The 21,997-nt window shown below is 67.9% G+C and carries 21 protein-coding genes; 16 read left to right on the top strand and 5 right to left on the bottom strand.

All coding sequences use genetic code 11. From position 1 onward, the window contains the following. The first annotated feature begins 4 nt into the window (after window positions 1–4). The 11 genes from DIE23_RS24870 to iscX all read left to right on the top strand — a co-directional run bounded on the left by DIE23_RS24870 (window position 5) and on the right by iscX (window position 8,393). Complete coding sequence (locus tag DIE23_RS24870; RefSeq protein ID WP_124614549.1) at window positions 5–1,417, top strand: lactate utilization protein B; 1,413 nt, start codon at window positions 5–7, stop codon at window positions 1,415–1,417. A 127-nt stretch (window positions 1,418–1,544) separates the two neighbouring features. Further along, entirely contained in the window at window positions 1,545–1,772 is a 228-nt protein-coding gene (locus DIE23_RS24865) for a hypothetical protein (RefSeq protein ID WP_124614548.1), read from the top strand. 101 nt (window positions 1,773–1,873) lie between these two features. Beyond that, window positions 1,874–2,356, top strand: a complete 483-nt coding sequence (locus tag DIE23_RS24860; protein ID WP_124614547.1) for a low molecular weight protein-tyrosine-phosphatase — start codon at window positions 1,874–1,876, stop codon at window positions 2,354–2,356. Between the two features lie 117 nt (window positions 2,357–2,473). Further along, window positions 2,474–3,013, top strand: a complete 540-nt coding sequence (gene iscR / locus DIE23_RS24855; RefSeq protein ID WP_006760276.1) for a Fe-S cluster assembly transcriptional regulator IscR — start codon at window positions 2,474–2,476, stop codon at window positions 3,011–3,013. A 63-nt stretch (window positions 3,014–3,076) separates the two neighbouring features. Continuing rightward, the gene (locus tag DIE23_RS24850) at window positions 3,077–4,300 is read left to right on the top strand and encodes an IscS subfamily cysteine desulfurase (protein ID WP_057925229.1); all 1,224 of its coding nucleotides are present in this window, start codon (window positions 3,077–3,079) and stop codon (window positions 4,298–4,300) included. A gap of 68 nt (window positions 4,301–4,368) precedes the next feature. Further along, the gene (gene iscU / locus DIE23_RS24845) at window positions 4,369–4,776 is read left to right on the top strand and encodes a Fe-S cluster assembly scaffold IscU (RefSeq protein ID WP_009691729.1); all 408 of its coding nucleotides are present in this window, start codon (window positions 4,369–4,371) and stop codon (window positions 4,774–4,776) included. 64 nt (window positions 4,777–4,840) lie between these two features. After that, the gene (gene iscA, locus DIE23_RS24840; protein ID WP_014896627.1) at window positions 4,841–5,164 is read left to right on the top strand and encodes an iron-sulfur cluster assembly protein IscA; all 324 of its coding nucleotides are present in this window, start codon (window positions 4,841–4,843) and stop codon (window positions 5,162–5,164) included. Window positions 5,165–5,258: 94 nt separating this feature from the next. Then, window positions 5,259–5,786, top strand: coding sequence for a Fe-S protein assembly co-chaperone HscB (gene hscB / locus DIE23_RS24835; RefSeq protein WP_124614546.1), 528 nt, complete (start codon window positions 5,259–5,261; stop codon window positions 5,784–5,786). 54 nt (window positions 5,787–5,840) lie between these two features. Next, the gene (gene hscA, locus DIE23_RS24830) at window positions 5,841–7,709 is read left to right on the top strand and encodes a Fe-S protein assembly chaperone HscA (RefSeq protein WP_124614545.1); all 1,869 of its coding nucleotides are present in this window, start codon (window positions 5,841–5,843) and stop codon (window positions 7,707–7,709) included. 88 nt (window positions 7,710–7,797) lie between these two features. Then, on the top strand, window positions 7,798–8,139 hold the full coding sequence (gene fdx, locus DIE23_RS24825) for an ISC system 2Fe-2S type ferredoxin (protein ID WP_124614544.1): 342 nt from the start codon (window positions 7,798–7,800) through the stop codon (window positions 8,137–8,139). A 44-nt stretch (window positions 8,140–8,183) separates the two neighbouring features. Beyond that, window positions 8,184–8,393, top strand: a complete 210-nt coding sequence (iscX, locus tag DIE23_RS24820; RefSeq protein WP_124614543.1) for a Fe-S cluster assembly protein IscX — start codon at window positions 8,184–8,186, stop codon at window positions 8,391–8,393. A 139-nt stretch (window positions 8,394–8,532) separates the two neighbouring features. Here the strand turns inward: iscX and DIE23_RS24815 are convergent, their stop codons facing one another. The 5 genes from DIE23_RS24815 to DIE23_RS24795 all read right to left on the bottom strand — a co-directional run bounded on the left by DIE23_RS24815 (window position 8,533) and on the right by DIE23_RS24795 (window position 15,275). Continuing rightward, on the bottom strand, window positions 8,533–9,276 hold the full coding sequence (locus DIE23_RS24815) for a glycine zipper 2TM domain-containing protein (RefSeq protein WP_124614542.1): 744 nt from the start codon (window positions 9,274–9,276) through the stop codon (window positions 8,533–8,535). A gap of 346 nt (window positions 9,277–9,622) precedes the next feature. Continuing rightward, complete coding sequence (gene lysS / locus DIE23_RS24810) at window positions 9,623–11,149, bottom strand: lysine--tRNA ligase (RefSeq protein ID WP_124614541.1); 1,527 nt, start codon at window positions 11,147–11,149, stop codon at window positions 9,623–9,625. A gap of 82 nt (window positions 11,150–11,231) precedes the next feature. Next, window positions 11,232–12,336 (bottom strand): peptide chain release factor 2 gene (gene prfB / locus DIE23_RS24805; protein WP_124614540.1). Its coding sequence is split into 2 segments (ribosomal slippage): window positions 11,232–12,254 and window positions 12,256–12,336, totalling 1,104 coding nucleotides; the frame shifts between segments, so codons are not numbered across the junction. 162 nt (window positions 12,337–12,498) lie between these two features. Next, on the bottom strand, window positions 12,499–14,196 hold the full coding sequence (recJ, locus tag DIE23_RS24800) for a single-stranded-DNA-specific exonuclease RecJ (RefSeq protein ID WP_124614539.1): 1,698 nt from the start codon (window positions 14,194–14,196) through the stop codon (window positions 12,499–12,501). A gap of 14 nt (window positions 14,197–14,210) precedes the next feature. Then, window positions 14,211–15,275 (bottom strand): regulator, encoded by a 1,065-nt coding sequence (locus DIE23_RS24795; RefSeq protein WP_124614538.1) that lies wholly within the window; start codon window positions 15,273–15,275, stop codon window positions 14,211–14,213. A 171-nt stretch (window positions 15,276–15,446) separates the two neighbouring features. Here DIE23_RS24795 and DIE23_RS24790 point away from each other — a divergent pair, with 171 nt between their 5' ends. The 5 genes from DIE23_RS24790 to DIE23_RS24765 all read left to right on the top strand — a co-directional run bounded on the left by DIE23_RS24790 (window position 15,447) and on the right by DIE23_RS24765 (window position 21,835). Then, window positions 15,447–16,700 carry a lipoprotein-releasing ABC transporter permease subunit gene (locus DIE23_RS24790; RefSeq protein WP_124614537.1) on the top strand — a complete coding sequence of 418 codons (1,254 nt, stop codon included), beginning with the start codon at window positions 15,447–15,449 and terminating at the stop codon, window positions 16,698–16,700. Next, complete coding sequence (gene lolD / locus DIE23_RS24785) at window positions 16,693–17,451, top strand: lipoprotein-releasing ABC transporter ATP-binding protein LolD (RefSeq protein ID WP_392840290.1); 759 nt, start codon at window positions 16,693–16,695, stop codon at window positions 17,449–17,451. The genes DIE23_RS24790 and lolD overlap by 8 nt, the downstream gene beginning before the upstream one ends. Window positions 17,452–17,516: 65 nt before the next feature. Next, a complete protein-coding gene (locus tag DIE23_RS24780; RefSeq protein WP_124614535.1) occupies window positions 17,517–18,305 on the top strand; it encodes a TatD family hydrolase in 789 nt (262 codons plus the stop codon). Window positions 18,306–18,362: 57 nt separating this feature from the next. Further along, complete coding sequence (locus tag DIE23_RS24775) at window positions 18,363–20,855, top strand: DNA internalization-related competence protein ComEC/Rec2 (protein WP_124614534.1); 2,493 nt, start codon at window positions 18,363–18,365, stop codon at window positions 20,853–20,855. Between the two features lie 134 nt (window positions 20,856–20,989). Next, window positions 20,990–21,835: an alpha/beta fold hydrolase gene (locus tag DIE23_RS24765; protein ID WP_124614533.1), complete on the top strand. Its 846-nt coding sequence runs from the start codon at window positions 20,990–20,992 to the stop codon at window positions 21,833–21,835. The last annotated feature ends 162 nt before the right edge of the window (window positions 21,836–21,997 follow it).

Here is a 21,997-nt window from a genome sequence, read left to right as displayed (position 1 = left end):
CGCGATGCAAGTCCAATCGATGCATTTCAAGGCGCGTGCCGGCCAGAAGCTGGCCGACCAGCGCCTGCAGCAGAACCTGAAGAAGCTGTCGACGAAGTTCGTGTCCGCGCGCGCCGAGGCGATGACCGCGATCGACTTCCCGGCGACGCGCGCCGCGCTGAAGGCGCGTCGCAACCGTGCGCTGGAGAACCTCGACGTGTGGCTCGAGGCGTTCGAGCGCGAGGCGACGCGGCGCGGCACGACGGTGCTGTTCGCGGAAACGACCGCGGACGCCGCGCGGCTCGTCGCCGATATCGCGCGGCGCCACGACGTGAAGAAGGTCATCAAGACGAAGTCGATGGTGTCCGAGGAAATGCGCCTGAACGAGGTGCTTGCCGAGATGGGCGTGCAATCGATCGAGACGGATCTCGGCGAATACATCCTGCAGATCAACGACAACGAGCCGCCGAGCCACATCATTGCGCCCGTCGTGCACAAGGACAAGGACGAGATCGCCGACCTGTTCGCACGCACGCACCACCGCGAGCGGCTGACCGAGATTCCCGACATGACGCGCGAAGCGCGCGAGGTGCTGCGCCCGCATTTCCTGTCGGCCGACATGGGCGTGACGGGCGGCAACTTCGTGATCGCGGAGACGGGGTCGGTCGCGGTCGTCACGAACGAGGGCAACGAAGGGATGTGCACGGTGATGCCGCGCGTGCACGTCGCGGTGACGGGCATCGAGAAGGTGCTGCCGACGCTCGAGGATCTCGCGACCGCGATGCGCTTGCTGCCGCGTTCGGCGACCGGGCAGAAGACCTCGAACTACTTCTCGCTGCTCACCGGGCCGCGCGGCCCCGGCGACGAGGACGGCCCGGAACACAACTACGTGGTGCTCGTCGACGGCGGCCGCACGGGCCTGATCGGCGGCGAATTCCAGGCGATGCTGCGCTGCATCCGCTGCGGCGCGTGCATGAACCATTGCCCGGTGTACCAGAAGGTCGGCGGGCATGCGTACGGATGGGTCTATCCCGGCCCGATGGGGTCGGTGCTGACGCCGAGCTACGTCGGGATCGACCGCGCGCTGGATTTGCCGCAGGCCGCGACGCTGTGCGGCGAATGCGACAGCGTGTGCCCGGCCGGGATCCCGCTGTCGCACCTGCTGCGCACGCTGCGCGAGAAACAGGTCGAGCGGCACCTGCGGCCGTGGCGCGAGCGCGCCGCGCTCGCCGCGTGGGGCTTTTTCGCGCGCCGGCCGGTGCTTTACGCGCTGACGACCAAGCTCGCGGTGCGGGTCCTCGAGCGGCTGGGCGGCAACGGCGGCACGCTGCGGCGCCTGCCGATGATGGGCGGCTGGATGGAGACCCGCGACATGCCGACGCCGACCGGCCGCACGTTCCGCGAACTGTACGCGGCATCGCAAAGCCATCTCGGCTGACGACTGTTCATCGAGCGGCAACAGTGCGTTCGCTATTCATGTATTTATCTCGATAGGTGTGGGCTATAGAATCTTGTCTGTAGTCCCCGAAAGTGGATTTCGGGGCATGAGGTCAAGGAGCCGCATCATGAAAAAGACAATATCGATGTACTGGCCGCTGGCAATTGTCGTCCCGCTCGCCGCGGTCGCTTATTTGCGCGCGATGGCCGACGCGCCGTCGCGTGGCCCGATCGCCGTTCATCAGGCATCGGCCGAACTCGCGCGCGCGGTTTCGTTCGGGCTGGTCGGCGACGCGACGAAACCGTTGCCGGCCGCAACCGGCGACGTCGTGCTCGCCGCACCCAAGGCGCTGTAAGGCATGGCGCCGTCGCTTTGCGCGGCGGCGCGATTCCGGGCGCCTTTGTATAATGGCGCGTTCTTCTCCCACGCGGTTCGCCGCGGCTTTCCGATAGTGTGATGACCCGCGTTGCGATCTGTTTCGTCTGTCTCGGCAATATCTGCCGTTCGCCCACGGCAGAAGGCGTGATGCGCTATCAGGTGGACGCGGCCGGGCTGGCCGACCGGATCGCGATCGATTCGGCGGGTACCGGCGACTGGCACGTCGGCGAGGCGCCCGACACGCGCGCGCAGGCGGCGGCCCGTATCCGCGGCTACGACCTGTCGGCGCTGCGGGCGCGGCAAGTGAGCGCGGCGGATTTCGAGCGGTTCGACCTGCTGCTGGCGATGGACGAAGCCAATCTTGCGGAATTGCGCCGGCGCTGTCCGCCCGAGCATCGCGACAAGGTGCGCCTCCTGATGGAATTCGCGCCGGGCGCGGCCGAGACGGAAGTGGCCGATCCTTATTTCGGCGGCGCGCAGGGCTTCGAACAGGTGCTCGACCAGGTCGAGCGCGCGTGTGCGGGCCTGCTGGACACGCTCCGGAGCGGCTCCGCTCGCTGATCGGGGCGGGGTATTCAGCGGTCTGCGAATACCCTGTCGCAGACATGGATACTTGACTAAAATCGTCAAATATTTATACTTGACCAAAATCGTCAAGATTGCAGTCCCCTAGACACCATGAGACTCACCACCAAAGGCCGTTTCGCCGTCACGGCGATGATTGACTTGGCACTGCGCCAGGAGCAGGGCCCGGTGACGCTTGCAGGCATCAGCCAGCGCCAGCGGATTTCGCTCTCGTATCTCGAACAGCTGTTCGGCAAGCTGCGCAGGCATGAAATCGTCGAATCCGTGCGCGGCCCGGGCGGCGGCTACAACCTCGCGCGCCGCGCGCAGGACGTCACCGTCGCCGACATCATCATCGCGGTCGATGAACCGCTCGACGCCACGCAGTGCGGCGGCAAAGGCACGTGCGACGGCTCGAAGCAGCCCGACGGCCATTGCATGACGCACGAGCTGTGGTCGACCCTGAACCAGAAGATGGTCGAATACCTCGATTCGGTGTCGTTGCAGGATCTCGTCGATCAGCAGCGCGCACGCGAGGGCGCGCCTGCGGTGCTGCGCGACCGGCGTGCGCCGGAGCCCGCCGCGGCGCCGGCCGAACCGGTGCGCACGATGCCGCTCGGTCCCAATTCGGTGTTCAACATCGCGAGTTCGTGAGCGCGAACGCGCCGCACACCCCATAACGCACATAGTCCCTGCACAGAATACCCGGAGCGACAGATGACCCAAGAGACTCTCCACCTGCCCATCTACATGGATTACAGCGCGACGACGCCGGTCGACCCGCGCGTGGTCGACAAGATGGTGCCGTACCTGCGCGAGCAGTTCGGCAACCCCGCATCGCGCAGCCACGCGTACGGCTGGGATGCGGAGCGCGCGGTCGAGGAAGCGCGCGAACAGGTGGCCGCACTCGTGAACGCGGATCCGCGCGAGATCATCTGGACGTCCGGCGCAACGGAATCGGACAACCTCGCGATCAAGGGTGCCGCGAACTTCTACAAGGGCAAGGGCAAGCACATCATCACGGTGAAGACCGAGCACAAGGCCGTGCTCGACACCTGCCGCGAGCTCGAGCGCGACGGCTTCGAAGTCACCTATCTCGACGTGAAGGAAGACGGCCTGATCGACCTCGATGTGTTCAAGGCCGCGCTGCGCCCGGACACGATCCTCGTGTCGGTGATGCACGTGAACAACGAGATCGGCGTGATCCAGGACATCGAGACGATCGGCGAGATCTGCCGCGAGAAGGGCATCGTGTTCCACGTCGACGCCGCACAGTCGACCGGCAAGGTCGAGATCGACCTCGCGAAGCTGAAGGTCGACCTGATGTCGTTCTCGGCGCACAAGACCTACGGCCCGAAGGGTATCGGCGCGCTCTACGTGCGCCGCAAGCCGCGCGTGCGCATCGAAGCGCAGATGCACGGCGGCGGCCACGAGCGCGGAATGCGTTCGGGCACGCTGGCGACGCACCAGATCGTCGGCATGGGCGAAGCGTTCCGCATCGCGCGTGAAGAAATGGCGACCGAGAACGAGCGCATCCGCATGCTGCGCGACAAGCTGCTGCGCGGCCTGTCGCAAATCGAGGAAACGTACGTGAACGGCGACATGGAGCACCGTGTCCCGCACAACCTGAACATCAGCTTCAACTTCGTCGAAGGCGAGTCGCTGATCATGGCGATCAAGGACGTCGCGGTGTCATCGGGCTCGGCGTGCACGTCGGCGTCGCTGGAACCGTCGTACGTGCTGCGTGCACTTGGCCGCAACGACGAACTCGCGCACAGCTCGATACGCTTCACGGTCGGCCGCTTCACGACGGAGCAGGACGTCGACTTCGTGATCAACCTGCTGAACAGCAAGATCGCGAAGCTGCGCGAATTGTCGCCGCTCTGGGAAATGCACCAGGAAGGCATCGATCTGTCGACGATCGAATGGGCCGCACACTGAACACCGCATTGAATACATTCGCGGGCGGATTTGCGCACGCAGACGTAACGAGTCAAGGAGTCTGAGTCATGTCATACAGCAACAAGGTTCTGGATCACTACGAAAACCCGCGTAACGTCGGTTCGTTCGCGAAAGACGACGACGCGGTCGGTACGGGCATGGTCGGCGCGCCGGCCTGCGGCGACGTGATGAAGCTGCAAATCCGCGTCGGCGCGGACGGCGTGATCGAAGACGCGAAGTTCAAGACGTACGGCTGCGGTTCGGCGATCGCGTCGAGCTCGCTCGTGACCGAATGGGTGAAGGGCAAGACCCTCGACGAGGCGCTGTCGATCAAGAACACGCAGATCGCCGAAGAGCTGGCCCTGCCGCCGGTGAAGATTCACTGCTCGATTCTCGCGGAAGACGCGATCAAGGCAGCCGTGGCCGACTACAAGAAGCGCCACGACACCAAGGAAGGCGATCAGGCAGCGGCCTGAGCGGCATCGAGCGGCATGTGAAGGAACGCGGCGGGCTCTACGGGCGCGCCGCGCCAAGGACATCATGGCAATTACACTGACCGAAAAAGCAGCACAGCACGTCCAGAAATACCTCGTCCGTCGCGGCAAGGGTGTGGGCCTGCGGCTTGGCGTTCGCACGACCGGGTGCTCCGGGCTCGCGTACAAGCTCGAGTATGTCGACGAGCTGGCTCCCGAGGATCAGGTGTTCGAGAGCCATGGCGTGAAGGTCATCGTCGACCCGAAGAGCCTCGCGTACATCGACGGCACCGAGCTCGACTTCGCGCGCGAAGGTCTGAACGAAGGGTTCAAGTTCAACAACCCGAACGTGAAGGACGAGTGCGGCTGCGGCGAATCGTTCCGCGTGTGACGCGGGTTTCCGCGCGATGCGGGCAAGAGGCGGCACGGGCCGCCTTTTTAATGTGCGGCGTTTGCCGCGCGACGAACCGGAATTGAACGCGACGATGGTTTCGCTGAAAGACAGCCACTTCGATCTGTTTCACCTGCCGGCGCAATTCGCGCTCGACGAGGCGGCGCTCGACAGCGCATATCGCACGGTTCAGACGCAGGTGCACCCCGACCGCTTCGCGGCGGCCGGCGACGCGCAAAAGCGCATCGCGATGCAATGGGCGACCCGTGCGAACGAAGCCTACCGCACGCTGCGCGATCCGCTGAAGCGTGCGACTTATCTGCTGTCGCTGCGCGGCGTCGACATCGGTGCCGAAAACAATACCGCGATGGAACCCGCGTTCCTGATGCAGCAGATGGAGTGGCGCGAAGGCATCGAGGATGCCGCGGCCGCCCGCAACGTCGATGCGCTCGATGAGCTGCTCGGCGAACTGCGCGACGAAAAGCGCGTGCGCCTCGAGCGCCTCGGCACGTTGCTCGACAGCGCGGCCGACCAGGCCGCCGCCGAGGCCGTGCGCCAGCTGATGTTCATCGAACGGGTCGCGTCGGAAGTGAGTGCGCAGATCGAGCGCCTCGAAACTTAACCGCGTGCCTCGCGGCACGCGCAGCAAACGGGCCGAGCGCCCGAACGAACCAAGATGGCTTTACTGCAAATTTCCGAACCGGGCATGGCGCCGGCGCCGCACCAGCGGCGACTCGCTGTCGGGATCGATCTCGGCACGACGAACTCGCTCGTCGCGGCCGTGCGCAACAGCGTGCCCGAAGTGCTGCCGGACGAGACTGGCCGCGCGCTGCTGCCGTCGGTGGTCCGTTATCTGGAGAAGGGCGGCCGCCGCATCGGTCACGAAGCGAAGGAGCAGGCCGCGACCGATCCGCGCAACACGATCGTGTCGGTCAAGCGCTTCATGGGCCGCGGCAAGGCCGAGGTCGAAGGCGCGGCGAACGCGCCGTACGAATTCGTCGACGCGCCGGGCATGGTGCAGATTCGCACGATCGACGGTGTGAAGAGCCCGGTCGAAGTGTCGGCCGAGATTCTCGCGACGCTGCGTTACCGGGCGGAAGACACACTCGGCGATGACCTGGTCGGCGCGGTGATTACGGTGCCCGCGTACTTCGACGACGCGCAGCGCCAGGCGACGAAGGATGCCGCGCGTCTCGCGGGCCTCAACGTGTTGCGCCTGCTGAACGAACCGACCGCGGCCGCGATCGCCTACGGTCTCGACAACGCGGCCGAAGGCCTCTACGCGGTGTACGACCTCGGCGGCGGCACGTTCGACCTGTCGATCCTGAAGCTGACGAAGGGCGTGTTCGAAGTGCTGGCCGCGGGCGGCGATTCCGCACTCGGCGGTGACGATTTCGACCACGCGCTGTTCGGCCACGTGCTCGCGCAGGCCGCCATCGATGCGAAGGCGCTCGCGCCCGAGGACGTGCGCTTGCTGCTCGATCGCGTGCGCGTGCTGAAGGAAGCGCTGTCGTCCGCGCCGCAGGCGTCGCTCGACGTGACGCTGTCGAGCGGTGCGCACCTCGCGCAGACGATCTCGCACGACACGTTCGCCGCGCTCGTCGAGCCGCTCGTGCAGCGTACGCTGACGCCGACCCGCAAGGCCCTGCGCGATGCGCAGGTGAGCCCGGCCGACATCAAGGGCGTCGTGCTCGTCGGCGGCGCGACGCGCATGCCGGTGATCCGCGAGGCGGTCGCGAAGTATTTCGGCCAGCCGCCGCTCGTTAACCTCGATCCGGACCAGGTCGTCGCGCTCGGCGCGGCGATCCAGGCCGATCTGCTCGCCGGCAATCGCGGTAGTGGCGACGACTGGCTGCTGCTCGACGTGATTCCGCTGTCGCTCGGCGTCGAAACGATGGGTGGTCTCGTCGAGAAGATCATTCCGCGCAATTCGACGATTCCGATCGCACGCGCGCAGGAATTCACGACCTTCAAGGACGGCCAGACCGCGATGGCGATCCACGTCGTGCAGGGCGAGCGCGAGCTCGTCGCCGACTGCCGGTCGCTCGCGCGCTTCGAGCTGCGCGGCATCCCGCCGATGACGGCCGGTGCGGCGCGCATCCGCGTGACCTACCAGGTCGATGCGGACGGGCTGCTGTCGGTGTTCGCGCGCGAGCAGCATTCGGGCGTCGAGGCGTCGGTCGTCGTGAAACCGTCGTACGGCCTCGCCGATGACGACATCGCGAAGATGCTCGAGGACAGCTTCAAGACCGCCGAGATCGACATGCGGGCACGCGCGCTGCGCGAAGCGCAGGTCGAGGCCGAGCGGATGATCGAGGCGACGCAGGCGGCGCTGGCGGCCGACGGCGAATTGCTCGACGATGCCGAACGCACGCAGGTCGACGCGCTCGTCGCGGCGCTGCGCACGATCGCCCAGGGCGACGACACGGACGCGATCGAAGCCGCGACCAAGACGCTGGCCGACGGCACTGACGAATTCGCGGCGCGCCGGATGGACAAGAGCATCAAGCGCGCACTGTCGGGCCGACGGCTCGACGAGATCTGAACGAACGACCTGCGCGCGGGCCGGCGACGGCTCGCGCGATATTGAACCGTGCGGCGCCAGCCGCCGCACCCTGACTGACGGAACGGACATGCCTCAACTGGTGGTGCTGCCTCACGTCGAACTGTGCCCGGACGGCGCAGTGATCGACGCGACGCCCGGCAAGAGTATTTGCGACAACCTGCTCGACCACGGGATCGAGATCGAGCACGCATGCGAGAAGTCGTGCGCATGCACGACCTGCCACGTGGTGATCCGCGAGGGCTTCAACGATCTCGAGCCGTCCGACGAGGATGAAGACGACCTGCTGGACAAGGCGTGGGGCCTCGAGCCGACGTCGCGCCTGTCGTGCCAGGCGATCGTGAAGGAAGATTCGGACCTGGTGGTCGAGATTCCGAAGTACTCGATCAACCACGCGAAGGAAAATCACTGACGGATCGGCGGGGCGGACTCGCCACGTACACGGGAGAGCAGGCCATGAAGTGGACCGATTCGCGCGACATCGCCATCGCGCTGGCAGACAAGCATCCGGACGTCGATCCGCAGCGGATCAATTTCGTCGACCTGCGCCAATGGGTCATCGAACTGGACGGCTTCACCGACGACCCGGCTCACTCGGGCGAGAAGATTCTCGAAGCGATCCAGGCTCACTGGATCGACGAATCGGACTTCGACGACGAAGACTGAGGTTCGCGCCGGCGCCCGCGCCGTGTTGCTCCCGCAAAAGGAAAAGGCTCGTGATGCTTCACGAGCCTTTTTCGTTTCGGGCGCGCTGCGAGGGCCGTCCGTCGACGAACGGCCCCGGCGATGCGTCATGCGTGACGCATTACGAGCCGACCAGCGTGCCGTTCTCCACACGCACGCGCTGACCCTGGCCGAACGGCGGCGGGTTGTGATACGTGAACGTGCGCGTCGCGCCGCTTTCCATCTGGACCTGCACCTCGTAGTCGGTTTCCGCGCGCACCTGCTTCTCGACCTGGTTGCCGGCGAGACCGCCGCCGAGCGCGCCGATGATCGTCATCGCGGTGCGGCCGTTGCCGTGGCCGAACTGGTTGCCGAGCAGGCCGCCGGCCGCTGCGCCGCCAACCGCGCCGATCCCCGAACTCTGGCCCGGCGTACGCGTCTGCGTGATCGCGACGACCGTGCCGCAGGTCTGGCAATAGGCCGGTTGCGCGGGCGCGGACGGCTGTTGCGCATATTGCGGCGGTTGCGGTGCCGGCGTATGGCGGTGGTGCGTGGCTGCCGGGCGCGGCGCGGGCTTCGGTTCGGCTTGCGCTGCAGCCGCCTTCTCGGCCGCCAGCTTCTGCTGCGCGGCCTGTTCGGCTGCCTGCTGCTGCGCTTGTGCGGCGAGCGCGGCGCTGGCTGCCGCGGACGTATCGACGGCCGGCTGCGACGCGATCAGCGCGGCCTGGGTCTGGCCGTTCTGCGCGTTGTTGCTGCTGGCCTTCGGGAAGATACCCGTGATCGCGGCGGTGGCGGCGAGGCTGGCGACGATGACGGCGCCTGCCGCGGTCGCGATGAGCGGGTGGAGGCGTTGCTTTTGCGGCGTGGTTTGATTCTGGTTGTCCATTTTTTTCTCCGGTGTCGACCCGGTTTCGCACGTTGGCGCTGGCCGGATCCCACGCTCGGGAGCGAGCAGACTTGGCGTTCCGGCGCCGCGTTCTGGTCCCGTGGTCATGCGTGGTGACGCAACAGGAGTGTCGTCCACGGGCGAGCGGCGCACCGTATCAAGGTGTAACGAATTGCAGCGGGGAACCGGCGGTCGCTGCCGGGAAAACCCGGAGAAGGCCGTCGCGACAAGGAGATAAAACGGGGGGGGATCGAGAACCGGCAGACACCGGCAGGCGGGATTTACGCGTGGTTACAAAGCACGCGCGTGCGCGCCGCGGGGCGCGGCGCACACGCGGGCACGGCCGTCAGTCTTCGCGGCGCAGGTGCGGGAACAGCAGCACGTCGCGGATCGTCGGGCTATCGGTCAGCAGCATCACGAGACGGTCGATGCCGATCCCGCAGCCGCCCGTCGGCGGCATCCCGTGTTCGAGAGCGCGGATGTAGTCGGCGTCGAAGAACATGGCTTCCTCGTCGCCGGCATCCTTCTGCTCGACCTGCTTCTTGAAGCGCGCGGCCTGGTCTTCCGGATCGTTCAGCTCCGAGAAGCCGTTCGCGATCTCGCGGCCGGTCATGAACAGCTCGAAACGCTCGGTGATGCCCGGCACCGTATCCGAGGCGCGTGCGAGCGGCGACACTTCGACCGGGTAGTCGATGATGTAGGTCGGCTCCCACAGCTGCGATTCGGCGGTTTCCTCGAACAGCGCGAGCTGCAGTGCGCCGAAGCCGGCGTTCAGGAAGGCCGGCTGCGACACGTCGACGCCGAGGCGCTTCAGTTCGGAGCGCAGGAACGCGTCGTCCGACAGCTGGCCGTCGGTGTACTGCGGCGCGTACTTCTGGATCGCCTGCGTGATCGTCAGGCGGTGGAACGGCTTCGCGAGGTCGAGCTCGCGACCCTGGTACTGGATCGTCGCGGTGCCGAGCGCATCGATCGCCGCCTGGCGGATCAGCTGCTCGGTGAAGTCCATCAGCCAGCGGTAGTCGGTGTAGGCGGCGTAGAACTCCATCATCGTGAATTCCGGGTTGTGGCGCGGCGACACGCCTTCATTCCGGAAGTTGCGGTTGATCTCGAACACGCGTTCGAAACCGCCGACGATCAGGCGCTTCAGGTACAGCTCCGGCGCGATGCGCAGGAACATCTGCATGTCGAGCGCGTTGTGATGCGTGACGAACGGCTTGGCCGCGGCGCCGCCCGGGATCGGGTGCAGCATCGGCGTCTCGACTTCCATGAAGTCGGCGTTGTCCATGAAATTGCGGATCGACGCGATGGTCTTGGTGCGCGCGCGGAACGTGTCGCGCGTTTCCGGCGTGACGATCAGGTCGACGTAGCGCTGGCGATAGCGCATTTCCTGGTCGGCGAGGCCGTGGAACTTGTCCGGCAGCGGGCGCAGCGCCTTCGACAGCAGGCGCAGTTCCTTGCACTGGACCGACAGCTCGCCCTTGTTGGTGCGGAACAGCACGCCGCGGGCGGCGACGATGTCGCCCAGATCCCACTTCTTGAATGCGTCGTAGGTTTCCGTGCCGACGTCGTTCGGCGTCACGAAGAACTGGATCTGGCCCGAACCGTCCTGCACCGTCGCGAAGCTCGCCTTGCCCATCACGCGCTTGAGCATCATGCGGCCGGCGACCGACACCTCGACCGGGTTCGCTTCGAGCGCGGCCTTGTCCGAGTCGGCGAATGTCGCCTGGAGATCGGCGGCGTGATGCGTCGGCCGGAAATCGTTCGGATAGGCGATGCCTTGCTCGCGCAAGGCGCGCAGCTTCTCGCGGCGTTCGGAGATGATCTGGTTTTCGTCCGCCGCGACGGCGGGCTGCGTTTGAGTCGGTTCGGTCATGATGGTCGGAATTCGGAGTGGGTGCGGCAACGCAAACGGGAAGGGCGAGGGGGCGCGGCCGGGACGGGCCGCGCCGCGGCGCTTATACGCCCTGTTTGAGGCTCGCGCTGATGAAGTCGTCGAGATCGCCGTCGAGGACGGCTCGCGTGTTGCTCATTTCGACGTTCGTGCGCAGGTCCTTCACGCGGCTCTGGTCGAGCACGTACGAACGGATCTGGTGGCCCCAGCCCACATCGGTCTTGCTCGATTCGAGCTTGTCCTGCTCGGCCTGGCGCTTGCGCATCTCGGCTTCGTACAGGCGCGACTTCAGCATCGCCATTGCTTCGGCTCGGTTGCGGTGCTGCGAGCGGTCGTTCTGGCACTGCACGACGATGCCGGTCGGCATGTGCGTGATCCGCACGGCCGAGTCGGTCTTGTTGATGTGCTGGCCGCCCGCGCCCGAGGCGCGGTACGTGTCGATGCGCAGGTCGGCCGGATTGACCTCGACTTCGATCGAGTCGTCGATTTCCGGATACACGAACACTGACGAGAACGATGTGTGGCGGCCGCCCGACGAGTCGAACGGCGACTTGCGCACGAGGCGGTGGATGCCCGTTTCCGTGCGCAGGAAGCCATATGCGTATTCGCCCGTGACCTTGACCGTCGCGTTCTTGATGCCGGCGACATCGCCGTCGGACTCTTCGAGCACTTCGGCCTTGAAGCCCTTGCGTTCGCAGTAGCGCAGGTACTGGCGCAGCAACATCGACGCCCAGTCGCACGCTTCGGTGCCGCCGGCGCCGGCCTGGATGTCGATGAAGCAGTTGTTCGGGTCGGCCGGGTTCGAGAACATCCGGCGGAATTCGATGTCGCCGACGCGCGCTTCGAGCTGCTTCGCGTCGTCTTCCGATGCGACGAGGGTGTCTTCGTCGCCTTCCTCGCGTGCCAGCTCGAACAGGTCGAGCGCATCGCGCAGGTCGCTATCGAGCACCGTCAGCGTCGTGACGACGCCTTCGAGCAGCTTCTTCTCGCGGCCGAGTGCCTGGGCGTTCTTCGAATCGTTCCAGACGTTCGGGTCTTCGAGTTCCTTGTTGACTTCGATCAGACGCGCAGATTTGGCGTCGTAGTCAAAGATACCCCCGAAGCTCGCCCGCGCGGTTGCGCAGGTCGAGCAGGGAGCTTTCGATCGCGTTGAGACGTTCCGCTTCCATGATCGTTCGCTATTCTTGCTTCGTAAAAAAGCGGAATTATAGCCGATCGGCGGGGTTTCCCGGTGACGCGGAGTGTGCTTGCATGCGCGCCGCGGCCCCGTTCGGCGCAGCGCGCATGCGGCTCGCGCGCGGCCAAGGGCCGGGCGGTCGCGCGGTCGGCGCTCAGCCGGCCGCGTGTTCGACGATCAGCTGGACGCGCGTCACGCCGTTCCACGTGTCGGCCACGAGGCGGTACGCGATCAGCGCGCTCGCCGGCAGCGGTTCGGTGTGGTTGAACCAGATCGCGTTGAAGCGCTGGCGGCCGCGCGCCAGTTGCAGCTTCAGGTGCTTTTCTTTCACGAGCGACTGCGACACGACGTCGAATTCGCCGGAGAAAAGCGGGGCCGGAAAGCCCTGACCCCAGACGGCTTCGTCGAGCAGTCCGACGAACTGCGGCGTGAAATACGCTTCCTCGAGTTCGCCGTCGGTCTCGATCACGCGCGCGAGCGCGTCGTCGGACAGCCACTCGCGCGCGACGGCCTCGAACGCGGCCGCGAAGCGCGGCACGTTGTCGGTATCGAGCGTGAGGCCGGCCGCCATCGCGTGACCGCCGAACGCGACGATCAGGTCGGGTTCGCGCTTCGACACGAGGTCGAGCGCATCGCGCAGGTGGAAGCCGGGAATCGAGCGGCCCGAACCCTTGACTCGCGTGCCGGCTTCGTCCGCGTGCGCGAACGTGAACGACGGGCGGTGGAATTTCTCCTTGAGCCGCCCGGCGACGATGCCGATCACGCCCTGGTGCCATTCGGGGTTGAACAGCGTGATCGTGCACGCGTCGGCCGGATCGACGTCGGCGAGATCGGCGAGCGCCTGCTGCTGCATGCCGGCCTCGATCTCGCGGCGCTCGCGATTCATCACGTCGAGCTGCTGCGCGAGGTCCCATGCGCGGCCGATGTCGTCGGTGATCAGGCACTCGATGCCGAGCGACATGTCGGAGAGCCGCCCGGCGGCGTTCAGGCGCGGGCCGAGGCCGAAACCGAGGTCGAAGCCCGATGCGGTGCGCGCCTCGCGCCCGGCGGCGCGAAACAGCGCGGCGATGCCCGGCTGCATGCGACCGTTGCGGATGCGCTGTAGCCCCTGCGCGACGAGCACGCGGTTGTTGCCGTCGAGCCGCACCACGTCGGCGACAGTGCCGAGCGCGACGAGGTCGAGCAGCCCGTCGAGGCGCGGTTCGGCCTCCTTGCTCGCGAATGCGCCGCGGCGGCGCAGCTCGGCGCGCAGCGCGAGCAGCACGTAGAACATGACGCCGACGCCGGCGATGTGCTTGCTCGGGAACGCGCAGCCGGGCTGGTTCGGATTGACGATCGCGCGTGCGGCGGGCAGCGCGTCGCCGGGCAGGTGGTGGTCGGTCACGAGCACGTCGATGCCGCGTGCGTTCGCGGCCTCGACGCCCGCGACGCTCGCGATGCCGTTGTCGACGGTGATCAGCAGGTCGGGCTTGCGTGCGGCCGCGAGTTCGACGATCTCGGGCGTGAGCCCGTAGCCGTATTCGAAGCGGTTCGGCACCAGGTAGTCGATCCGCGCGCCGAACATCCGCAGGCCGCGCACCGCGACCGCGCACGCGGTCGCGCCGTCGCAGTCGTAGTCGGCGACGACGAGCAGGCGTCGGTTGTCGGCGATGGCGTCGGCGAGCAGCGACGCGGCGTCGGCGCAGCCTTTCAGCTCGGTGGGCGGGACGAGGCGCGCGAGCGCCGTCTCGATGTCGGTCGGGGACTGCACACCGCGCGACGCGTACAGGCGCGCGAGGACGGGATGCAGGCCGTGGCGCGCAAGTGCTTCGGCGTCGGCGGGCGCGACGGGGCGGGTAACGATCCGGGTCATACGGGGTCTGCTTGTTATTCGAACAGGGATGCCAGCGCGCGGCGGCGCCAGAACTTGCGCAGGTCGCCGCGCGTCGCGTGCAGCGTCACGGAGCTGGTGTCGCCGCACAGCGTGAACTCGACGCCGGCCAGCTCGCCGTTCCGCAGCGCGGCGAGGGAGGGCGCGAACCAATCGCGCTCGAGTGCGGCAAGTCCGTCATGCCAGCGTGCCCAGTCCTGCTCGATGAACGGGGTGGTCAGCGCCGGCAGTTCGACGAGCGTCGCACCGGCGGCGGCGGGCAGAGTGCCGAACGCGGTCGGCGGCGCACCGGCATCGGCTTGCGCGGCGCGCGCGAGACCGAGGGCCGCGGGCGACGCGGAGAGCACACGCGCGAACGGCTTGCCGACCGGCTTCAGCGTGCCCTGCGCATGGAACCAGATCGAATTGACGGCCGGCAGGCCGCGCGCCTCGCGGGCCTCGTTGACCGGGTGCTGGAACCATGCCATCTGCACTTCGTTCTGCAGTTTCATCCACATCCGCGAGCGCTCGCCCGTATGCGCCTCGTGCGGCAGCCAGATCTCGATGTTGCGGCCGCTCGCGCGCAGCGGGGCGGCGCCGGCGAGCCGGGCGAGCTGTTCGCTCGACAGGTACCAGCGTGACGGGTTCGGCGCCTCGATCCGTACGCCGAGTTCCTCGATCAGCGGCCGCGCGACCGCGAGCAGTGCGGCCGCGTCGCCGTCGTCGAGCGCGAGGGCCGCCGGATCGACGAGCACCAGGTGATCGTGTGCGATTTCGACGTGGACGGGCTCGACGCATGCCCACGCGTGCGCGCCGGGGTCGCCGCCGTCCGCCAGCAGCATGTAGGGCGCGAGCGGCGCCTCGTCCGCGGCGTTGCCCTGGGTCGCGCCGAACTGGCGGGCCAGCCAGCGCTCGTGCGGCAGCGTGCGCTGGAAGTCCTCGCCGGCCACGCGCTCGACGAGGCTTGCGCGGGCGAGCAACTTTTCGAGCGCGGGGCTGTCCAGCGTGTGCAGGGACGAGGCCGCATCGGCCGCCGACGGCAGCGCGAACGGAACGAGAAAATGGAGGCGTCGGTCGTGCATGATGGTGCGCATTGTATGGCAAACTGCGCGCGTGATCGGGCCGGTGGACGGCCCGATTGCGTCCGGCGACCGTTTTTCGACCGTGCCCGGGCGGCCGGCCGCCGCCGGCCGCCGCCGGACGGCTCCGGGCGCGGGCCGCCATCCCCGCCGTAACCAGTAGAAAGGATTCGCTTGAAACTTCCGTACGAATGGCAGATCGGCTGGCGCTACACGCGCGCCGGCAAACGCACGACCGGCAACGGCTTCATTTCCTTCATCGCGCTCGTGTCGATGCTCGGGATCGCGCTCGGCGTCGCGGCGCTGATCGTCGTGCTGTCCGTGATGAACGGCTTCCAGAAGGAAGTGCGCGACCGCATGCTGTCGGTGCTCGCGCACGTCGAGGTGTTCTCGCCGACCGGCTCGATGCCCGACTGGCAACTGACCGCGCAGGAAGCGCGCCGCAATCCGTCGGTGACCGGCGCGGCGCCGTACGTCGACGCGCAGGCGCTGCTCACGCGCCAGGACGCGGTGAGCGGCGTGATGCTGCGCGGCGTCGAGCCGTCGCTAGAACCGCAGGTGTCGGACATCGGCAAGGACATGAAGGCGGGCCAGCTCGCCGCGCTCGTGCCCAGCCAGTTCGGCATCGTGCTCGGCGATGCGCTTGCCGGCAACCTCGGCGTGACGGTCGGCGACAAGGTCACGCTCGTCGCACCCGAAGGCACGATCACGCCGGCCGGGATGATGCCGCGGCTCAAGCAGTTCACGGTGGTCGGCGTGTTCGAATCGGGTCACTACGAATACGACAGCACGCTCGCGATGATCAATATCCGCGACGCGGAGGCGCTGTTCCGGATGTCCGCGCCGACCGGCGTGAGGCTGCGGCTCACCGACATGCAGAAGGCGCCGCAGGTCGCGGTCGAGCTGTCGCATACGCTGTCGGGCAGCCTGTACATTCGCGACTGGACCCAGCAGAACAAGACCTGGTTCTCGGCCGTGCAGATCGAGAAGCGGATGATGTTCATCATTCTCACGCTGATCATCGCGGTCGCCGCGTTCAACCTCGTGTCGTCGCTCGTGATGACGGTGACCAACAAGCAGGCCGACATCGCGATCCTGCGCACGCTCGGCGCACAGCCGGGCTCGATCATGAAGATCTTCGTCGTGCAGGGCGTGACGATCGGCTTCGTCGGCACCGCGTCGGGCGTCGCGCTCGGCTGCCTGATCGCATGGAGCATTCCGTGGCTGATCCCGATGATCGAGCATCTGTTCGGCGTGCAGTTCCTGCCGCCGTCGGTGTACTTCATCAGCGAGCTGCCGTCCGAGCTCGTCGCCGGCGACGTCATCAAGATCGGCCTGATCGCGTTCGTGCTGTCGGCTGTCGCGACGCTCTATCCGAGCTGGCGAGGCGCGAAGGTGAAGCCGGCGGAGGCGCTGCGCTATGAATGACCGCGCGACCGCATTCGCGGATTCACGACAACCCATCAGACAGGATTCGGCAGGTATGCAGGAATACGTGCTTCAGGCGCGCGGGATCACGAAGGCATTCGTGCAGGGCGGCTTCAACGTGCAGGTGCTCAACAACACCGAGCTGACGGTGCGGCGCGGCGAGAAGCTGGCGGTCGTCGGCGCGTCGGGCTCCGGCAAGAGCACGCTGCTGCACGTGCTGGGCGGCCTCGACGAACCGAGCGCGGGCGAAGTGTCGCTGCTCGGCAAGCCGTTTACGCAGCTCGCCGAGCGCGAGCGCAACGAGCTGCGCAACCGCGCGCTCGGGTTTGTCTATCAGTTCCATCACCTGCTGCCGGAATTCACCGCGCTCGACAATGTCGCGATGCCGCTGCGCATCCGCCGGATGACGACCGAGGACGCGCGCGAGCAGGCACAGGCGATGCTCGAGCGCGTCGGTCTCGGTCCGCGTGCGAAGCACCGGCCGGGCGAGCTGTCGGGCGGCGAGCGGCAGCGCGTCGCGATCGCGCGCGCGCTGGTGACGAAGCCCGCCTGCGTGCTCGCCGACGAGCCGACCGGCAACCTCGACGGCACGACGGCCGACACGGTGTTCAACCTGATGCTCGAATTGTCCGAGACGCTCGAAACGAGCTTCGTGATCGTCACGCACGATCCCGAGCTCGCCGCGCGCTGCGACCGCATCATGCGTCTGCGCGACGGCGTGCTGCACGAGGAGCCGGCGCTGCCGGTGTGAACGAACGCCTCCACCGTGCCGCCGGGCGAGTCCCGGCGTTGCGGCGAGGGCGCAGGATAGCCGACATGTGGATCGATACGCATTGCCATCTCGATGCCGCCGAATTCGACGCCGACCGCGACGCGGTCGCGCAGGCGGCGCGCGCGGCCGGCGTGTCGCGCATCGTGATCCCGAGCGTCGGGCGCGACAATTTCACGACCGTGCGCGAACTGGCGCAGCGCACGCCGGGCGCGGTCTATGCGCTCGGCATCCACCCGATGTATACGCCGCACGCGCGCGACGAGGATCTCGACCGGCTGCGCATGGAGATCGAGGCGAGCCTCGACGATCCGCGCTTCGTCGCGATCGGCGAGATCGGTCTCGACTACTTCGTGCCGGGGCTCGACGAAGCGCGGCAGCAATTCTTCTATCAGGGGCAGCTCAAGCTCGCGCGCGAATTCGACCTGCCGGTGCTGTGCCACGTGCGCAAGTCGCAGGATCGCGTGCTGGCCGGGCTGCGCCGCTTCGGCGTGCGGCGCGGCATCGCGCATGCGTTCAACGGCAGTTTCCAGCAGGCCGACGCGTATCTCGCACAGGGGCTGCATCTCGGTTTCGGCGGCAACGTGACGTTCGGACGCGCGTTGCAGATCCGCCGGCTCGCCGCGCAGTTGCCGCTCGACGCGATCGTCGTCGAGACGGACGCGCCCGACATCGCGCCCGAGTGGGCGTACAGATCCCGCAACGCACCCGACCAGGTGCCGCGCATCGGCGGCGTGCTCGCCGAACTGCGCGGGATCGACGCGCACGCGCTGTCCCTATCCACAACGGCTAACGCGCTCGCCGCGCTGCCGCGCCTCGCACTTTCGTCCGCATAATCGTTGCCGGAAGGCGCCGTATCGACAGCGGCGGCGCCAGGTCGACGAGGAGGCGCGATGCGCGTTTGGTGGATCGCGTTCGCGCTTGGCGTCGTCGTGCTGCAGCGGCAGGCGGCGTTGCCGGGCGCGGGCGGCTGGGTGGGCGGGGCGGTCGTGCTGGCCGGTTGCGGCGCGTTGCTCGCATGGTGCGCGCGGCGCCGTCGAACCCGCGCGATCGTCGCGTTCCGGTGGGTGCTCTGCGCAAGCGCCGCCTGCGCGATCGGATTCGGCTATGCGGCCGCGCGCGCCGAATGGCGGCTGCGTGACAGTCTGCCCGTCGAGCGGGAAGGGCGCGACATCGTCGTCACGGGCGTGATCAGCGGATTGCCGGTGATCGACGATACCGGCGCGCGGCTGCTGTTTGCCGTCGAATCGAACGATGCGGGGCTGGCCCGTTTTCCTCCCGTGATCCGGTTGTCGTGGCGCACGTACGGCGCGCCCGCCGCACGCGACACGATGCCCGATTTGCGCGCCACGCAGCGCTGGCGTCTCGTCGTGCGCCTGAAGCGCCCGCACGCCGAGGCGAATTCCGGCGTGCGCGACAGCGAGGCGGCTTGGCTCGCCGCGGGCATTCGTGCGATCGGCTATGTGGTCGCGCCCGAGCGGGCGGAACTGCTCGAAGCGCGGGCGTCGGGATGGCGCGCGTCGATCGATCGGCTGCGCGACGCGCTGCGTACCGGTATCGGCGACGCGCTCGGCAGCGGCGCGCGCCATCGCGGCATCGTGACCGCGCTCGCGGTCGGCGATCAATCCGGCATCGGCGACGACGACTGGCGCGTGCTGCGCAATACGGGCACGAGTCATCTGGTCGCGATCTCGGGCCTGCATGTCGGGCTCGTCGGCGCGATCGCGGGCGGGATCGTGTCGATGGTCTGGCGGCGTCTGCGCTGGCGCGGACATGCCGCGGCGCTCGCGATGCCGGTGCCCTACGTGGCTTCGCTGGCGGCGCTGACGGCCGCCGCCGGCTATGCGGCGCTTGCCGGCTTCAACGTGCCGGCGCAGCGCGCGTGGTGGATGATCGCGGCCGGGGCGGCAGCCTATCTGGCCGGACGCAGCGTGCCGACGTCCGCCGTGCTGTGTGCGGCGCTCGGCGGCGTGCTGCTTGCCGATCCCTGGGCGGTGCTGTCGGCCGGGTTCTGGCTGTCGTTCGGTGCGGTCGCCGTGATCCTGATGGCGGTCGCGGGCTGGCGCGCGGCGCGCGAATTCGACGATGGTGACGACAGTGCGGTGGATGGCACCGCCACGGTCGACCGCTGGCGCTTGCTGTGCGCCTGGGGCAACCGTGCCGGGCGCCGTATCGCGGAGGCGACGCGCGTGCAGTACGCGGTGACGATCGGTCTCGCGCCGCTGACGGCCGCGTGGTTCGCTCAGATCTCGGTATCGGGCCCGTTCGGCAACGCGTTCGCGATTCCGTGGGTCAGCGCCGTCGTGACGCCGATCGTGCTCGCCGGTATCGGGTTGCCCGCGCCGCTGGACGCGTATGCATTCCGGCTCGCGCATGCGGCGCTCGAACCGATGATGGCGCTGCTTCGGTACCTCGCCGACTGGCCGGCCGGCGTGTTCTGGCTGCGCATGCCGGACTGGCCTGTGCTGGCGCTTGCGTGCGTGGGTGTCGCGTGGGTCTTGATGCCGCGCGGCTGGCCGCTGCGCTGGGCCGCGCCGATGACATGGCTGCCCCTGGTCGTACCGGCGCCCGATGCGCCGCCGCCCGGCGGCTTCCGGCTGACCGTGCTCGACGTCGGGCAGGGCGCGTCGGTGCTGGTGGAGACCGCACGCCGGACGCTGCTGTTCGATGCGGGGCCGGGGGCGGAGTCGACCCATGCCGGTACGCGGATCGTTGGGCCGTCGTTGCGTGCACGCGGAATCCGGACGGTCGATTCACTCGTGCTCAGTCATGCGGATGCCGATCACGCGGGCGGTGCGGCGGCCGTCTATGCGGCCATCGAGGTCCGCCAGCTGCTTGCCGGCATTGCGCCGCGGCACCGGCTGTGGCGCGACGCGCAGGCGGCTGGCGTCGCCGACCGGCTGCGTTGTGCGGCCGGGCAGCGGTGGACCTGGGACGGCGTCGTCTTCACGATGCTCTGGCCGCCGCGTGTGGCGGGCGCGGGCCCGTCGAACGAACAATCGTGCGTGCTGCGCATCGACGCGGGCGGCACGTCGGCACTGCTGACGGGCGACATCGAGGCACGCGCCGAGCGCCGGCTAATGGCCGACGCACGCGACGCACTGGCCGCGCAGATCCTCGTCGTCCCGCATCACGGCAGCCGCACGTCGTCGGTCGAGCCTTTCCTCGATTCGGTCGGGCCGCGCGTCGCGGTATTTCCTGTAGGCTATCGCAATCGCTTCGGTCATCCGCACCGGACGGTCCTCGCGCGCTACGACGCGCGCGGGATTCCGCTGCCGCGCACCGATCGCGACGGGGCCGTGCGGTTCGACGTCGCGCCGGCGGGCGGCGGTTTCACGTTCGAGCGTTATCGCGATGCGCAGCGACGGTACTGGATGGACCGGTGATCGGTGCGATGGCGCGCGTCAGGATAGAAGCGACCGGGCCACGTGCTGAAGCACCAGCTCCGGTCGACCGCGAAGCATGGGGCCGGAGTAAGTGCTAAAGCACTAACTCCCGTCGACAAAGGAGACATTGGCGTTTGAAGGACATCCTCCACTTCTCGCATGCGAACGGTTTTCCGGCCTCGACGTACCGGACGATCTTCGCCGAGCTGTCAGACGACTACGAGCTGCGCTACATCGAGCGCATCGGTCACGACCGTCGCTACCCGGTGACGCGCGACTGGCCGCATCTCGTCGAGCAGCTGCTCGACGACATCGGCAGCCGCTACGAGCGCCCGGTCTGGCTCGTCGGCCATTCGCTCGGCGGCTATCTGTCGCTGATGGCCGCGCTGAAAAAACCGCACTGGGTGCGCGGCGTGGTGATGATCGATTCGCCGATCATCGCGGGATGGCGCGCCGGCGCGCTGCGCGCGAGCCAGTGGGCCGGGCTCGACGAACGGCTGTCGCCGGCGGCCGCGACGCGCAACCGGCGCACGCGCTGGGTGAGCCGCGACGAAGTCTGGCGACACTTTCACGAGAAACCCGCGTTCGCGCGCTGGGACGAGCGGATGCTGTCCGACTACATCGACTACGGCATTCCGCAGGCGGGCGCCGACGGCGAACGCGCGCTCGCATTCGACCGGCAGGTCGAATACCTGATCTACCGGACATTGCCGCATACGCTCGGCCCGCGGCTCGCGCACGGCGCGCCGGTGCCGCTCGGCTTTCTCGCCGGCACGCGCTCGCGCGAAGTGCGGCAGGTCGGGCTTGATGCGACGCGCCGCGCGGCGCGCGGGCGCATCGAATGGCTCGAGGGCAGCCACCTGTTCCCGATGGAGCGGCCGATCGAGACGGCCCGTGCATTGCAGCGGATGCTCAATTCGCTGAAAGCGGCGGAAGGCGGCGTGCCGCGCGACAGCGCGGCGCTCGCGAAAAGCGCCTGACGCACCGGTCCGGTGCGCCGCATCCGGCGTGCGCGGCTGCACCGCCCGCCGGGCCGGTTCGCCCCGGCGCGCACGGCTGGCGCGGCACAGCGCGAAAGGGCGGGATCATCGCGCCAATTGCTGAGAGAAGGGCGGGCTTTACGGTATAATCCGTTTTTCCCG

The organism is Burkholderia sp. Bp9143 (assembly GCF_003853645.1).
Lineage (GTDB): Bacteria > Pseudomonadota > Gammaproteobacteria > Burkholderiales > Burkholderiaceae > Burkholderia.
Note: the sequence above shows the minus strand (reverse complement) of the source record. Positions and strands in the feature narration are given on the sequence as shown.

Coding starts and splice junctions, on each gene's coding strand:
- DIE23_RS24870 (WP_124614549.1), top strand. CDS start 5: ATGCAAGTCCAATCGATGCATTTCAAGGCGCGTGCCGGCCAGAAGCTG.
- DIE23_RS24865 (WP_124614548.1), top strand. CDS start 1,545: ATGAAAAAGACAATATCGATGTACTGGCCGCTGGCAATTGTCGTCCCG.
- DIE23_RS24860 (WP_124614547.1), top strand. CDS start 1,874: ATGACCCGCGTTGCGATCTGTTTCGTCTGTCTCGGCAATATCTGCCGT.
- iscR (WP_006760276.1), top strand. CDS start 2,474: ATGAGACTCACCACCAAAGGCCGTTTCGCCGTCACGGCGATGATTGAC.
- DIE23_RS24850 (WP_057925229.1), top strand. CDS start 3,077: ATGACCCAAGAGACTCTCCACCTGCCCATCTACATGGATTACAGCGCG.
- iscU (WP_009691729.1), top strand. CDS start 4,369: ATGTCATACAGCAACAAGGTTCTGGATCACTACGAAAACCCGCGTAAC.
- iscA (WP_014896627.1), top strand. CDS start 4,841: ATGGCAATTACACTGACCGAAAAAGCAGCACAGCACGTCCAGAAATAC.
- hscB (WP_124614546.1), top strand. CDS start 5,259: ATGGTTTCGCTGAAAGACAGCCACTTCGATCTGTTTCACCTGCCGGCG.
- hscA (WP_124614545.1), top strand. CDS start 5,841: ATGGCTTTACTGCAAATTTCCGAACCGGGCATGGCGCCGGCGCCGCAC.
- fdx (WP_124614544.1), top strand. CDS start 7,798: ATGCCTCAACTGGTGGTGCTGCCTCACGTCGAACTGTGCCCGGACGGC.
- iscX (WP_124614543.1), top strand. CDS start 8,184: ATGAAGTGGACCGATTCGCGCGACATCGCCATCGCGCTGGCAGACAAG.
- DIE23_RS24815 (WP_124614542.1), bottom strand. CDS start 9,276: ATGGACAACCAGAATCAAACCACGCCGCAAAAGCAACGCCTCCACCCG.
- lysS (WP_124614541.1), bottom strand. CDS start 11,149: ATGACCGAACCGACTCAAACGCAGCCCGCCGTCGCGGCGGACGAAAAC.
- recJ (WP_124614539.1), bottom strand. CDS start 14,196: ATGACCCGGATCGTTACCCGCCCCGTCGCGCCCGCCGACGCCGAAGCA.
- DIE23_RS24795 (WP_124614538.1), bottom strand. CDS start 15,275: ATGCACGACCGACGCCTCCATTTTCTCGTTCCGTTCGCGCTGCCGTCG.
- lolD (WP_392840290.1), top strand. CDS start 16,693: ATGAATGACCGCGCGACCGCATTCGCGGATTCACGACAACCCATCAGA.
- DIE23_RS24780 (WP_124614535.1), top strand. CDS start 17,517: ATGTGGATCGATACGCATTGCCATCTCGATGCCGCCGAATTCGACGCC.
- DIE23_RS24775 (WP_124614534.1), top strand. CDS start 18,363: ATGCGCGTTTGGTGGATCGCGTTCGCGCTTGGCGTCGTCGTGCTGCAG.